This is a genomic window from Sphingobium sp. B2D3A (assembly GCF_025961795.1).
Classification (GTDB): domain Bacteria; phylum Pseudomonadota; class Alphaproteobacteria; order Sphingomonadales; family Sphingomonadaceae; genus Sphingobium.
This window is the reverse complement of record NZ_JAOQOI010000001.1, coordinates 1,715,409-1,727,975: the sequence shown is the minus strand read 5'-3', so window position 1 is coordinate 1,727,975 and position 12,567 is coordinate 1,715,409. Positions and strand designations below refer to the sequence as shown.

The 12,567-nt window shown below is 65.4% G+C and carries 11 protein-coding genes; 1 reads left to right on the top strand and 10 read right to left on the bottom strand.

What is annotated here, in order from left to right; translation table 11 throughout:
- Positions 1-48: 48 nt before the first annotated feature.
- The 10 genes from M2337_RS07985 to M2337_RS07940 all read right to left on the bottom strand — a co-directional run bounded on the left by M2337_RS07985 (position 49) and on the right by M2337_RS07940 (position 10,865).
- Positions 49-1,986 carry a potassium transporter Kup gene (locus tag M2337_RS07985; RefSeq protein ID WP_264569786.1) on the bottom strand — a complete coding sequence of 646 codons (1,938 nt, stop codon included), beginning with the start codon at positions 1,984-1,986 and terminating at the stop codon, positions 49-51.
- 102 nt (positions 1,987-2,088) lie between these two features.
- Positions 2,089-2,793 (bottom strand): tetratricopeptide repeat protein, encoded by a 705-nt coding sequence (locus M2337_RS07980; protein ID WP_264569785.1) that lies wholly within the window; start codon positions 2,791-2,793, stop codon positions 2,089-2,091.
- Positions 2,790-3,212 carry a cytochrome c-type biogenesis protein CcmH gene (locus M2337_RS07975; RefSeq protein WP_264569784.1) on the bottom strand — a complete coding sequence of 141 codons (423 nt, stop codon included), beginning with the start codon at positions 3,210-3,212 and terminating at the stop codon, positions 2,790-2,792. Before M2337_RS07975 ends, M2337_RS07980 begins: the two co-directional genes overlap by 4 nt.
- Complete coding sequence (locus M2337_RS07970; protein WP_264569783.1) at positions 3,209-3,751, bottom strand: DsbE family thiol:disulfide interchange protein; 543 nt, start codon at positions 3,749-3,751, stop codon at positions 3,209-3,211. Before M2337_RS07970 ends, M2337_RS07975 begins: the two co-directional genes overlap by 4 nt.
- Positions 3,748-5,709 (bottom strand): heme lyase CcmF/NrfE family subunit, encoded by a 1,962-nt coding sequence (locus tag M2337_RS07965; protein WP_264569782.1) that lies wholly within the window; start codon positions 5,707-5,709, stop codon positions 3,748-3,750. Before M2337_RS07965 ends, M2337_RS07970 begins: the two co-directional genes overlap by 4 nt.
- Complete coding sequence (gene ccmE / locus M2337_RS07960; protein ID WP_264569781.1) at positions 5,706-6,197, bottom strand: cytochrome c maturation protein CcmE; 492 nt, start codon at positions 6,195-6,197, stop codon at positions 5,706-5,708. The genes M2337_RS07965 and ccmE overlap by 4 nt, the downstream gene beginning before the upstream one ends.
- Before the next feature lies 1 nt (position 6,198).
- Positions 6,199-6,330 (bottom strand): heme exporter protein CcmD, encoded by a 132-nt coding sequence (gene ccmD, locus M2337_RS07955; protein ID WP_264569780.1) that lies wholly within the window; start codon positions 6,328-6,330, stop codon positions 6,199-6,201.
- Between the two features lie 11 nt (positions 6,331-6,341).
- Positions 6,342-7,073: a heme ABC transporter permease CcmC gene (gene ccmC / locus M2337_RS07950; RefSeq protein ID WP_264569779.1), complete on the bottom strand. Its 732-nt coding sequence runs from the start codon at positions 7,071-7,073 to the stop codon at positions 6,342-6,344.
- An 83-nt stretch (positions 7,074-7,156) separates the two neighbouring features.
- On the bottom strand, positions 7,157-8,272 hold the full coding sequence (rodA, locus tag M2337_RS07945) for a rod shape-determining protein RodA (RefSeq protein WP_264569778.1): 1,116 nt from the start codon (positions 8,270-8,272) through the stop codon (positions 7,157-7,159).
- Positions 8,273-8,441: 169 nt separating this feature from the next.
- Positions 8,442-10,865 (bottom strand): membrane-bound PQQ-dependent dehydrogenase, glucose/quinate/shikimate family, encoded by a 2,424-nt coding sequence (locus tag M2337_RS07940; protein ID WP_264569777.1) that lies wholly within the window; start codon positions 10,863-10,865, stop codon positions 8,442-8,444.
- Between the two features lie 235 nt (positions 10,866-11,100).
- Between M2337_RS07940 and purF the strand changes: the two genes are divergently transcribed.
- On the top strand, positions 11,101-12,564 hold the full coding sequence (purF, locus tag M2337_RS07935; protein WP_264569776.1) for an amidophosphoribosyltransferase: 1,464 nt from the start codon (positions 11,101-11,103) through the stop codon (positions 12,562-12,564).
- Positions 12,565-12,567 lie beyond the last annotated feature (3 nt).

Genomic DNA, 12,567 nt, shown 5'->3' with positions numbered 1-12,567 from the left:
GAGAGAAGGTTTCGAGTTGCGGAGCGATGCCCCTCTCGACGCCACCCCCTAAATCTCCAGCTGGCTCCCCAGTTCGATCACACGGTTGGTCGGCAGGCGGAAAAACTCCATCGGGCTTTCCGCGTTGCGCAGCATCCAGGCGAAGAGCTTTTCGCGCCAGATCGGCATGCCGGGCCGGGCGGCCGGCAGCAGGGTCTGGCGCGTGAGGAAGAAGCTCGTCTCGATCATGCGGAAAGGCTGGCCGCAGCCTTCCACCATCGCCAGCGCGGCAGGCACATCGGCCTCTTCCATGAAGCCGTAATGGATCAGCACCCGATAGAAACCGCGCCCGAGATCCTCGACCTGATAGCGATAGGAGGCATCGACCGTCGGCACGTCGAGCACCTTGACCGTCAGCAGCACGACCCGCTCGTGCAGCACCTTGTTGTGCTTGAGATTATGCAGCAGCGCATGCGGCACGCCGTCCGAGGTGGAGGTCATGAACACGGCCGTGCCCTGCACGCGCACGGCGCTGTTGGCAGCCGAGGCGACGAAAACCGGGATCGGCATGGCCGCTTCGCTCAAGCGATCGACCATCAACCCGCGTCCCTTGGCCCAGGTGGTGAGCATGGTGAAGATCACCAGGCCGACCAGCAGCGGGAACCAGCCGCCATCCGGCACTTTGGTCAGATTGGCGCCGAAATACGCGATGTCGACGATGAAGAAGATCGCCAGCGCGCCATAGGCCAGCAGGCGGTTCCATTTCCACAGCGAGAGCAGCAACACCGCAAGGAGGCAGGTGTCGATGAACATCGCGCCCGTCACCGCGATGCCATAGGCCGCGGCGAGATTGCTGGAGGAGCGGAAGGACAGCACCAGCAGGATCACCATCACCATCAGGCCCCAGTTGATTACTGGGATATAGATCTGGCCCTGCGCGCTGGCGCTGGTGTGCTTGATCTTGAGGCGCGGAATGAAGCCGAGCTGGATCGCCTGCTGGGTGAGCGAAAAGGCGCCGGTAATGACGGCCTGGCTGGCAATGATCGTCGCGACAATAGCGAGGATGACGAGCGGCAGGCGGAAGTTTTCCGGCGCGAGCAGGAAGAAGGGATTGCGGATCGCGTGATCAACCTGATCCGCCGGCAGAGAGAGGATGAACGCCCCCTGCCCCAGATAATTGAGCATGAGGCCGGGCAGCACGAAGAACAGCCAGGAGACCCGGATCGGATTGCGGCCGAAATGCCCCATATCCGCATAGAGCGCTTCCGCGCCGGTGACGGCGAGCACGACGGAGCCGAGCGCGAGGAAGGCCAGCAACTTGTCGGTCAGGAAGAACTGGAAGGCATACCAGGGATTGAGCGCCAGCAGGATCGCCGGATCGGTCGCGATATGCATGATGCCGAGGCCCGCAAGCGTCGCAAAATAGACCAGCATGATCGGCCCGAAAAGCTGGCCGACCCGCGCCGTTCCGCGCGACTGGATAGCGAACAGGCCGATAAGGATCGCCACGGAGATCGGCAAAACCAGTGGCGCGAAATGCGCGTTGACGGTGATGAGACCTTCCGACGCGGACAGCACGGACATGGCCGGGGTGATCATCGAATCGCCGTAGAAGAGTGCGGTCGCGAAGACGCCGAGGATCACGATCGGCCCGGTCCAGCGCTTGCGGCCGCTGCGGCGGTTCACCAGCGCGAGCAGCGCCAGACTGCCGCCCTGCCCCTTGTTGTCGGCCCGCATGATGATCGAGACATATTTGATCGTCACGACGATCATCATCGACCAGAAGATCAGGCTGAGCACGCCGTAGATATGCAGCGCATCAGGCGCGAGCGGGTGGTGGCCGGCGAACGTCTCGCGGAAGGCGTAGATCGGGCTGGTGCCGATATCGCCAAAGACAATACCCATCGCCGCCAGCGCCATCTTGCGCAGGCTATCCGGGCCATGCCCATGACCAGCGGCCGCCGGATTCCCCGCCGCAAAGTCTCGTGGCTGATCGGTGGGGCTCACTTGCCCGCCTGACTCGCAATCATCAATCGCGCTTCCCTTGCCCAGGCCCTGCCCTGAACGCGCGGCGCCCTAGCACTTCGTCGAGAGGCACGCAACGCACCATCAGGGGCCGGCATTTCCGCTTTGGGGCGCCCCAGCCTGCGGGGCATCGCCCTGAGATGGGCCACCCTGCGCCATGGCATCGCGCCGCTCGATGAGCGCATTGAGCAACGCCACGTTGCGGATCAGTTCCTCACGCAGCTCGAAATCCTCCGGCAGGCGCGCTGCCAGCTTCAGCCAGACATCGCGCGCGCGGTCGAACTGACCCGATTCCGCCAGGGCAAGCCCATAGAAATAATTGGGAGAAACGCCGTCCGGCTGGAAATGCAGGGCCTGCGCGAAGGCATAATCCGCCGCAGGCGTCAGCGTGCCATTGCCATGCGCGACAAGGGCATTGCCCAGCCCCACCCAGATGTTCGCGTCATCGGGATATTCCCTCAGGCCCGAGAGCAGCACATTGGCGGCGCCGGCGGTGTTGCCCTTGCGGGCGAGCGCATCGGACACGACAAGCCATTTCGTCGCACCCGTCAGCCGCTCGCCGATTTCCGAGCGCTTCTTGGCCAGCGCCTCGTCGAACTTCACGCGCGAGTCGTTCGCCGCGACCGGCTTGTCGGCCAGACCCGGACTGCCCTGCCAGGCATAGCCGGCGAGGCCGAGCAGCATCGCAGTGGCAACCGGCGCGGCATGGCGGAGCGGCAGGCGCGCACCCAGCATGATGCCGATGCCGACCATGAGCGCGATGCCCGCTGCGATCAACAGGCCGGTCATGCCTTCGCTCCCTTGCGGCGGCGCATCCGCCCATATGCCAGCGCCCCGCCCGCGCCCAGCAGCATCAGCGGTGCCGCCCAGAGCGGCCAGAGAATGGGATCGGCGGTCGGCTTGTAGCTGATCCAATCCCCATAGCGCTCGATGAGCCAGGCGCGAATGGCCTCAGGGTCTTCGCCCGCCGCGATGCGCTCGCGAATGATCGAGCGCAGGTCCGCCGCCATGCTCGCGTCGCTGTCCGCAATGGACTGGCTCTGGCAGGTCAGGCAGCGAATCGTGTGCATCAGCTCCGTCGCCTTAGCCTCCAGCGCCGGATCGTCGAGCTGGCGATTGGCATAGGGTGCGGGCGGCAGTGCGGTCTGCGCGAACACAGGGGCTGGTAGGATGGCGAGCAACGCCGACAGGATCAGCGCGCCTCTCATGACCGCGCCTCGCGCAGCTTGGCGAGGATCATGTCCACATCCTGCGGGCCGATCACGCCGATATGCTGGTAGCGGATGATGCCCTTGCCATCGACCACGAACGTCTCCGGCACCCCGGAAGAGCCCATATAGAACTGCAGGGCACTGCGCTCGTCCAGCCCGATGCGCTGATAAGGATTACCGTGGCGCGTGAGGAAGTCGTCCACATCGGCCCGGGCATCGCGGATCGCGACGCCATCGATCGGCACGCCGCGCTGGGCGAGTTGCAGGAGCACCGGCGCCTCGGCGATGCAGGGCACGCACCAGCTGGCGAAGATGTTGAGCAGCCGCGGCTGCCCGTCCGCCATCGCCTTGGTGGAGAGCGTCGGGCGACTGGAGGCGCCGGCCGGCAGGTCCATTGGCGGCACTGGCTTGCCGATCATCCGCGATTGCACCACCGTCTGCTGCTCACGGTTGAGGCCGAGCGAGGCCACGCCGAGGAAAATCACATAGGCGATCAGCGGAACCCACAGGATGAGCGAGCGCTTGCCGAACGTCATGCCAGCGCCTCCTGCGGATGCTCCGCAGCGGCGCCAGATGCGCGCGCGATCCGCGCCTGCTTGCGCTCGCGCCGCACCCGGCCGACCAGCGCCAGCGCGCCACCCAGCGCGATCAGGCCGGCGCCGCCCCAGATCAGCGTGACGAACGGCTTCCACCAGATGCGCAACTGCCAACGGCCATTTTCGAGCGCTTCACCCAGCACCAGATAGAGTTGGCCGTTCCAGCGGGTGAGCTGGACGGACTCGTTGGTCGGCGTCGGCGGATCGGTAAAATAGCGGGCCTGCGGCCGCGCGGTGCCGATCACCTTGTCGCCCCGCCGCACGACAAGCTGCGCTTCCATGGCCGTCCAGTTCGGCCCGGCATAGGGCCGCACCCCTTCCATGGTCACGGTGTAGCCGGCGATCTCGAAAGAGTCCCCCGGCGCTGCAGCCGCCAGCCGCTCGGATGAGAAGGCCGATTCGCTCGCCATGCCGGCCAGGCTGACTGCGCAGCCCAGATGCGCGATCACCATGCCATAAGTGAACATCGGCGTGCGCCGCAGATGGCGCTTCCAGAGCGGCGCAACGCTGGCCACGGCAACGGCGGCTGCCATGACCAGGCCCAGCAGCGGCAACCAGCCGATCGGGCGGTCCGCAAACAGCAGCACGGCGATCAGCGTAACCACGGCAGCGCCAATCGCGGGAGCCGAACGCCGCAGCGCCGCGCCCGACTCGTCCCGCCGCCAACGCAGCAGTGGTCCCACGACCAGCGCGGCCATCAGCACCAGCGTGATCGGACCGATCACCGCGTTGAAATAGGGCGGACCGACAGAGACGCTCTGGCCCAGCATTTCGGTCAGCAGCGGATAGAGCGTGCCGATGAGCACCAGCCCCAGGATCACGCACAGCAGCAGATTGTTGACGACGAGCAGCGCCTCGCGGCTCAGCGGATCAAACCGCGCGCCCTCGTTGACCGTGTGGACCCGCATAGCGAACAGCGCGAGCGCGCCGCCGATATAGAGGCCGAGCAGAATGAGGATGAAGCTGCCGCGCGTGGGATCGACCGCGAAGGCGTGGACGCTGGTCAGGATGCCCGAGCGCACGAGGAAGGTGCCGATCATCGACATTGCGAAAGCGACCACTGCCAGCATCACCGTCCACGCGCGCAACGCATCGCGCGCGGCGAGGACCGAGGCGCTATGGAGCAGCGCCGTCGCCGCCAGCCACGGCATGAGCGAGGCATTTTCGACCGGATCCCAGAACCACCAGCCACCCCAGCCCAGTTCATAATAAGCCCAGTAGGAGCCGGCCGCGATGCCGATGGTCAGCAGGACCCAGGCACCCAGCACCCACGGCCGGATCGCACGGGCGAAGCGGGCATCCACCTGCCGGGTGAGCAGCGCGCCCACCGCGAAGGAGAAGGCTACGGACAGGCCGACATAGCCAAAATAAAGCGTCGGCGGATGGAAGGCGAGACCGGGGTCCTGCAACAATGGATTGAGCCCCTGCCCCTCGACCGCCGGGGGATTGAGGCGCTGGAAGGGATTGGAGGCAAACAGCAGGAAGGCATAGAAGCCAAGGCTGATCGCCGCCTGCGCGCCGAGCGTCGCGAAATGGGTCGCGCGGTCGAGACTGCGCTCGAACAGCGCCACCGCGCCGCCGGCAAGGCTCATCACTGCCACCCAGAGCAGCATCGAGCCCTCGTGATTGCCCCAGGCGCCGGCGAATTTGTAGATGAACGGCTTGAGCGAATGGCTGTTCGCCGCGACCAGATAGACCGACATGTCGGAGATCAGGAACAGGACGATGAGCAGCGCCATGGCGAGACCCGCCAGCACGCCCTGCGCGACCGCCAGCGGCCGGATGAAGCGCGCCGCATCGGCATTACCGCGTGCAACGGCCAACCAGGCGAGCAGCAATTGCAGGCCGGCGAGCGTGGCCGCGAGCCACAGGGCGGCAAGGCCGGCTTCAGCGATCATTGGCCGCTTGCATCCACCTGATGGGTCTGCGGATCATATTTGATGCCCTCCATCTCGCGCGGCATGTAGCGCTCATCATGCTTGGCGAGGATGTTGGTGGCTCGGAACACGCCGTCTTCCCCAAAGGCACCTTCCGCCACCGCGCCGCTGTTCTCGGCAAAGAGGTCGGGCGTGATGCCGGTGAAGGAAGCCGGCACGGTTGCCTTGCCGTCGGTCAGGCGGAAATCCACCGTCGTTCCGTTGGCGTGGCGCTTGATACTGCCCGCTTCGACCATGCCACCCAGACGAATCGCGCGGCCCGGCTCGACCTTGGCGGCCAGCGCTTCGGCGGGCGTGTAGAAATAGGCAGCCTGCGAGCGCAGCGCGGACATGGCCAGCAGCACGCCCCCGATCATCGCGGCCAGCGCCAGCACCACGAGGATGAGGCGCTGATGCTTGCGCTTGGGGCCAGCTTTGTTCCCTGCTCTGTTGGATGACACCGCAACCATTTCAATCCCGCTCCAGCAAATCCCGCGCCCGGCGCTCCGCCTGCCGCGCGCGAGCCCAAGCCCACAGGCTGGTCGCAACCGTCGCAACCAAGGTGAGGCCATAAGCCGCAATCACAAAAGGCCAGGGATTCATGATATACGCCCTCAGCCCCGCGACATCCGGCGCAACCGCGCCTCGATCCGATTTTCCGCCAGCATCGCCCGCATCCGCAGCAGCACGATCGCTGTGAACCAGAGGGTAAAGCCGAGCACCGTCAAGCCAAGCGGCCAGAGCATGGAGGGCGCGATGCTGCTGCTCATGCCGACCACGCTGATGCTCTTGGCCTGGTGGAGACTGTTCCACCACACGACTGAATAATGGATGATCGGCAGGTTGAGCGCGCCGATGAGCGCATAGATCGCCGTCACGCGGCTGACACCGCCAGCATCGCCCCGCTCCACGCTGGCGCGCGCCAGCGCGATATAGCCGATGTAGAGGAACAGCAGCAGCAGCATGGAGGTCAGGCGTCCGTCCCACTCCCACCATGTCCCCCAGGTAGGCCGCCCCCAGATCGATCCGGTGGCGAGGCACAAGGCGGTAAAAACCGCCCCCGGCACAGCAATGGCGCGGCCGGCAACGCTCGCCAGCGGGTGACGCCAGACGAGCTGCATGATCGCCGCGATGGTCAGGCCACTCCAGCCGCCCATGCCCAGCCAGGCCGCCGGCACATGAATGTAGAGGATGCGGAAGCTGTGGCCCTGCAGATAATCCGCCGGCGCCATGAACAGCCCGGCCCAGCACCCGGCGAGAATCAGGAGGATGCCGCCCCAGAAGCACCAGGGCGTCGCAGGCACGGCAATCGCCAGGAAACGTCGCGGGTTCGCAAGGACGTGCATCCCGCCCCTTTAGAGGCAGCGGGGCAGGCGCGCCAGTGGCTTTGGCCAGAGAATGTGACGCCGCATGTGACCCCGCGCCGCGCTCAGCGCAGATAGGGGTTGGCGCGCTTGCGGGTCTTGCGGTCGATGCCCATCAACAGCCCCAGCGAGATCATGATCGAGAGCATCGCGGAGCCGCCATAGGAGACGAGCGGCAGAGGCAGGCCGACCACCGGCGCGAAGCCGACGACCATCATCATGTTGATGGAGATGTAGAGGAACAGGCTACAGGTCAGTCCCGCCGCCAGCAGCTGGTCGAAGCGGCTGGCCGCATCCCGCGCGACATTCATGCCCCAGAGCAGCAGCAGCCAGAACAAGGCGATGATGACCGTCGCGCCGAGCAGCCCCCACTCCTCGGTTATGGCCGGAAAAATGAAATCGGTATGCGACTCAGGAAGATAATGGAGATGGCTCTGACTGCCTTGCAGATAGCCCTTGCCGAAGAAGCCGCCCGAGCCAATGGCGATGACCGACTGGGTGATGTGATAGCCCGCGCCCAGCGGATCGGCCTCCGGGTTCATGAAAATCGTCACGCGCCGCTGCTGGTGCGGCAGCAGGAAGCTGTAGATCACCGGGATCAGCACGATCGCGGCCGCGCCCGCCGCCGCATAGAGCCGCAGCGGCAATCCCGCGAGAAAGGTCACGACCGCCACAGACAGCACCAGCATCATGCCGGTGCCGAGATCCGGCTGGAGCAGGATGAGCGCGAAGGGCACCACCGTGAGCGCGACCGGTGGCCATAGCGCCGTGAAGGAGCGCGTCGCGGCGGGCGGCAACATCTCGTAGAATCGCGCGACCATGCCGATCACGGCCAGCCGCACGAACTCGGAGGGCTGCAACTGCATGAAGCCGAGATTGAGCCAGCTCCGCGCCCCGCCCCCCACGATGCCCATCATCAGCACAATGATGAGCAGCGCGAGACTCGCCAGATAGGCCGGGAAGAGCAGCGGCTTGAACTGCTCGGAGGGGATGTAGGAAATCACCAGTGCCAGGATCAGAAACAGCGCAAAGCGCAGCAGATGCGCACCGGCCCACGGCACCATCGAACCACCAGCCATGGAATAGAGTGCGAGCGCGCCGACCACCGCCAGCGCCGTTACGATGCCGATGGCACGCCAGGACTGGTTGGCGATCGCAGGCGGGACATGCACGAGCATCATGAGGCGGGATCTTGAACCGGAGTTTGGGAAGGCGACGTTGCCCTCCCCGCCTAATGCCTTTCCGCCTCCAGTGAAAGCACGCGCTTCACCCCTTCGCCTCAGGCAAGCGGTCGGCAGATCGAGCGAGCTTGCCACGCCCGATCTGCCGAAGCCATGTTTCCTCCCATTCTCATCCCGGCAGGGCGTAGGCGATCACTTCATCGCCAATCGGCGTCTCCATGAAATGGTGCCCGCCCGCCATGATGACGAGATACTGCTTGCCGTTCACCTCATACACGCTCGGCGTCGCCTGACCGCCCGCCGGCAGCGTATCCTGCCAGAGCGTCTTGCCCGTCTCGATGTCGATGGCGCGGATCAGATTGTCCGTCGCTGCGGCGATGAAGGCCACACCGCCAGCCGTGACCACCGCGCCGCCATTGTTCGGCGTGCCGATGTTGACGGGAAGCATTGACGGAATCCCCCAGGGGCCATTGCGCCGCGCGGTGCCGAAGGGGCGATCCCAGATCGTCTGGCCCGTCCGCATGTCGATCGCGCGGATACCGCCATAAGGCGGGCGCTTGCACAGCAGGCCAGTCAGCGACAGCCGCCAGCCGGCGTTCACCGAGATGGCATAGGGCGAGCCGGCCTGCGGGTCTTGCGAGCCATGCCCGCCGCCCTCGCTCATGCTGCCGCCCCGCGCCTTCTCATCACCACGCGGCGCCGGGAAGCCCCGACGGTCCGCCTCGGCGCGCGGCACCAGGCGATTATAGTTGGGCATATTATTGTAGTTGGCGAGGATCACGCCGCGTACCGGATCGATGGCGAGGCCGCCCCAGTCCGTGCCGCCATTATAGCCCGGATATTCGACGAAGTGCTTGTCCGCCGTCGGAGGGGTGTATCGCCCGCGATATTCCGCCTGCCGATATTGGATGCGACACACCATCTGGTCGATGGGGGACATACCCCACATGTCGCTTTCCTTGAGGTCCGGGAAGGCAAGCGTGTGGTAGGTGGAATAAGGCTGGGTGGGGCTGCGCCGCTGCGGCTCCACGCCGGTGCGCGGCACCGCCCGCTCCTGCACCGGAAAGATCGGCTGGCCGGTGCGACGGTCCAGCACATAGATTTCGCCCTGCTTGCTCGGCAGGATCAGCGCCGGCACCGTGCCGGAGCCATTGGGGAAATCGACCAGCGTGGCCTGCGCGCCGAGATCATAGTCCCACACGTCCCGATGCACGGTCTGGAAGCGCCAGCGCGGCTTGCCGGTCGTCACGTCCAGCGCAACCAGCGAGGAAGAAAAATTGTCCTCCTGCGGGCTGCGGCTTCCGCTCCAGTAATCCACCGCGGAATTGCCCATCGGCAGATACACGAGGCCCAGCGACTCATCGCCGCTGGCGATGGTCCACATATTGGGCGTGCCGCGCGCATATTCCTGCCCGGCCGGCGGATCGCCCGCCCAATCCGGATTGAGCATGTCCCAAGCCCAGCGCTTCTCGCCCGTGACCGCATCATAGCCTTGGATGACGCCGGACGGCGCATCCCGCTTTTGCCCATCCAGCACTTGGTGCCCGGTCACGATGACGCCTTGCACGATCGTGGGCGGCGATGTGATCGAGACCATGCCCGGCACCACCTTGCCCATGCCGCGCTTGATATCGACCGCGCCGTTCTCGCCGAAGTCGGCGCATGGCCGCCCGGTCCGTGCATCCACGGCGATCAGGCGGCCATCCAGCGTACCCTCGATGATCCGCGTCGCGCAGGCCTGCCCTTCCGTGGCTTGCGGCACAGCATAATAAGCGACGCCCCGGCACGCGGCCGTGTAGGGAATCCACGCATGATCGACCTTGGGATCGTAGCGCCAGCGCTGCTGACCGGTCGCCGGATCGAGCGCGATGAGAATATTAGTGGCCGAGCACAGATAGAGCGTATTGCCGACCTTCAGCGGCGTCGTTTCGGCGCCATATTTGTTGTCGGCCATATCCTCGGGCAGATCGCCGGTGTGGAACACCCAGGCGCGCTGCAATTTTCCGACATTGGCCGGCGCGATCTGGCCGAGCGGAGAATAACGCTGCGCTGCGTAGCTGCCGCCATAAGCCGGCCAGTCCGTCCCGGGCCGCAATAGCGAGGGATCGGCCACCGTCGAGGCAAGCCGCGCCGGCATCGTGCCGACGTCAGGAAGGTTGAGGCGGGAGATCACCACGCCACCCACGGCCAGCACAAGCACGGCTGCCACGCTCGCCATAATCGGCAAGCGCCATTGCCAGCGCTCGGGCTGGAGCACCGGCAAGGTCAGCAGCACAAGGATCAGGAGCACCGTCGGGCCGACGGTGAAGGGAATCAGCGCCCACCCATCGAGCCCGGCCTCCGCCAGCCCCCAGATGATCGAAAGTCCATAAGCCGCGAGATAGACCCAAACGCCCAGCACCCGCTGTCGGATGAGGAGAAAGCCCGCCAGACCGAGGAGCACCCCGGCAATGAGGTAATAGAGGCTGCCACCCAGCACCGCGAGCCATGCGCCGCCGATAGCCAGCACAAGGCCGACCAGCGCGATAATCGCGCCGACGATGGTTGCGAAGAGGGAGCGAGCACGCGCGCGGGACGTCCAATCAACCGGCATGGCGATCTCCTTTTGCAAGGGAAACAGCCTCCGGGTGGCATGGTTCCGAACTTTATGCCCTTCGCCAATTTTGGCAGCTTCACGGGCTTATGGAGGGTCTGCCTTCGCCCAACCCGGGGCATTCACCACCTTTCTTGCGACAATGGGGCGACAAAGCAGTTTGACGCTCCTATATGGCCGGCAACGAGGATCGCGACGCGGCGGGAATCGCACCCCGTCGGCTATGAGTAGAGCCATGCTGACCACGCACCCATTTGATGACGACAAGCTGCGCGAAGAGTGCGGCGTTTTTGGCGTATATGGCGCCGACACAGCCTCCGCCATGGTGGCGCTGGGCCTTCACGCCCTGCAGCATCGTGGGCAGGAAGCCGCCGGCATCACCAGCTGGGACGGTGAGGAGTTCCACACCCACCGGGCCATGGGCCATGTCGCGGGCAACTTCGACAAGGACGATGTGATCCGCCAGCTCGCCGGCCATGTCGCCTGCGGCCATGTGCGCTATTCGACCACCGGCGAGACCGCGTTGCGCAACGTCCAGCCGCTCTATGCCGAGCTGTCCTCGGGCGGCTTCGCCATCGCTCACAATGGCAACATCTCCAACGCGATGAACCTGCGCAAGCGGCTGGTGCGCGATGGCGCGATCTTCCAATCGACCAGCGATACCGAAGTGATCATCCACCTCGTCGCCAAATCGCGTTACCGGACCCTGCTGGATCGCTTCATCGATGCGCTCAAGCAGGTCGAGGGCGCCTATTCGCTCATCTGCCTGACGCGCGAGGGCCTGATCGCCTGCCGCGATCCGCTCGGCATCCGTCCGCTGGTGATGGGCCGGCTGGGCGATGCGATCATCTTCGCTTCCGAGACTGTGGCGTTCGATGTGGTCGGCGCGGAATATATCCGGCAGGTCGAGCCCGGCGAGCTGATCGTGGTGACGCAGGGCGGCGAAATCCGCTCGCACCGCCCCTTTGGCGAGACGGCGCAGGCCCGCCCCTGCATCTTCGAACATGTCTATTTCTCGCGGCCGGATTCTATCGTCGACGGCAGCAGCGTCTATTCGGTCCGCAAGGGCATTGGCGCACAGCTGGCCATCGAGAGCCCAGTCGATGCCGATCTCGTGATTCCCGTGCCGGATAGCGGCGTGCCTGCCGCCATCGGCTATGCGCAGCAATCCGGCATTCCGTTCGAGCTGGGCATCATCCGCTCGCATTATGTTGGCCGCACCTTCATCCAGCCGGGCGACAAGGTTCGCCATCTGGGCGTGAAGCTCAAGCACAACGCCAATCGGGCGCTGATCGCCGGCAAGCGCATCGTGCTGATCGACGATTCGATCGTGCGCGGCACCACCAGCCTCAAGATCGTGCAGATGATGCGCGAGGCCGGCGCCAAGGATGTGCACATGCGCATCGCCAGCCCGCCGACCCGGCATAGCTGCTTCTACGGCGTCGATACGCCCGAGCGCGCCAAGTTGCTCGCGCATCGCATGGACGTCTCGCAGATGTGTTCGTTCATTCATGCCGACAGCCTCGCCTTCGTGTCGATCGAAGGCCTTTACCGGGCGATCGGCGAGGCCCGCCGCAACGATGATATGCCGCAATATTGCGATGCCTGCTTCACCGGCGATTATCCCACCACCCTCACCGACTTCGACGATCAGGCCGAAGTGAACCAGCTCGAACTGCTGCGCGAACGCGTGGTCTGAGCC